At 32.4% G+C, this 1,582-nt stretch carries 1 protein-coding gene; it reads left to right on the forward strand.

Annotated features, from left to right (window positions below):
• Positions 1-238: 238 nt before the first annotated feature.
• Positions 239-1,534, forward strand: coding sequence for an IS110 family RNA-guided transposase (locus Q4Q40_RS24005; protein ID WP_303304594.1), 1,296 nt, complete (start codon positions 239-241; stop codon positions 1,532-1,534).
• Positions 1,535-1,582 lie beyond the last annotated feature (48 nt).

A 1,582-nucleotide genomic window follows, 5' to 3' on the forward strand; every position in this document is an offset into this window, starting at 1 on the left:
GTGTCATTCAGAGAATTGAGATAAAAAAAATTATCAAGCGGATATAATGACGTAACATTGCTGAAACAAACCAAATTGTAAAATAATCGATATTGAATTAGTGTTTCCATACCTGTTTCAGAGTATGATTTTCAAAAAAGGAAGAAAGTGAATTTGGAGCTCAATATAATTGATGCCCGTATGGTAGTCTAGCAAGCTTTTAATTTTTTGAAGTCAATTTGGTTTATAAAAAGAACCAATGAAAAAAATAAGAAAACAATCCGCAGGGATAGATATAGGAGCAAAGAAGCTCTTCGTAAGTATTGAGGGTGAACCAGTAAAAACATTTGGTACCTTCACAGAAGATTTAGAATCATTGGGTAACTATTTGTTACAGCATAAAATAAAGACAGTTGCCATGGAAGCTACAGGTGTTTATTGGGTTATCCTATATGATATTTTAATATCTCACAACCTAGATGTTTGGCTAGTAGATGGAAGGAATACCAAACAAGTTCCAGGTCGAAAAACAGATGTAAAAGATTGTCAATGGATACAACAGTTACATAGTTACGGTTTATTAAATCGATGCTTTATTCCTGATAATCTAGTTCAAGAACTACGAACTTATCAACGACTTAGAGAAGATCATATCCGAAGTAGTTCCATGCATATCAATCATATGCAAAAAGCATTAATATTAATGAATTTACGATTAAAAGAAGTTATTAGTCAAATCCATGGGGCTAGTGGCATGCGTGTAATTCGAGCTATACTATCAGGAGAAAGAGACGCAGAAAAACTAGCCTCCCTGTGTGATTCAAGAATATTAAACACAAAAAAAGAGTTGGTTATAAAATCCTTAAAAGGACATTATATAGAAGCAGCTCTCTTTAGTTTAGAACAAGCAGTAAAAGGTTATGATTTTTATAGGGAACAACTATTACAATGTGATATAAAATTAGAGGAAGTTTTAAAAAAAATGCATCCACAAAAACCTATTAAAAATACTTCAAAAAAAAGAAAGGTCATACGTCACCATAAACCAAATGTAGATAGAATGGATCAATATTTATTAAATATATTCCAGGGAAGGGATGCGACAGTTTTACCAGGAATCACAGATTATAGCTGGATGCAATTGCTATCAGAAACAGGGACAGATTTAAAAAAATGGAAAACAGAAAAACATTTCACTTCTTGGTTAGGACTCGCTCCAAAACAACATAATTCGGGAAAGCGAAATCGTAATTACAAAGTCAAAGGCACTCCCAAAGCAGGGTTAATATTTAAACAAGCGGCAGTGAGTATATTAAATAGCAAGCGTATAGCCTTAGGCGCATTTGGAAGAAAAATACGAGCTAAAAAAGGCGGTTTAGTAGCAATAAAAGCAATAGCAAGAAAACTAGCAGAATTATATTGGAAATTATTTGTAAATGGATTAGAATATGTAGAAAAAGGAATAAAAAAATATGAAGAAATAATGTTAGTCAACAAGCAACGCTCTGTTACAAGAATGGCTAAAGAACTAGGTTTAAAGGTTGTTCAAGTGTGATTTTTAAAACTCTAAAAATCAAATACTTGAAACAGACGTCAATGGTAG

It is taken from the genome of Flavivirga jejuensis, from assembly GCF_030540765.1.
GTDB lineage: Bacteria > Bacteroidota > Bacteroidia > Flavobacteriales > Flavobacteriaceae > Flavivirga > Flavivirga jejuensis.

Coding starts and splice junctions, on each gene's coding strand:
- Q4Q40_RS24005 (WP_303304594.1), top strand. CDS start 239: ATGAAAAAAATAAGAAAACAATCCGCAGGGATAGATATAGGAGCAAAG.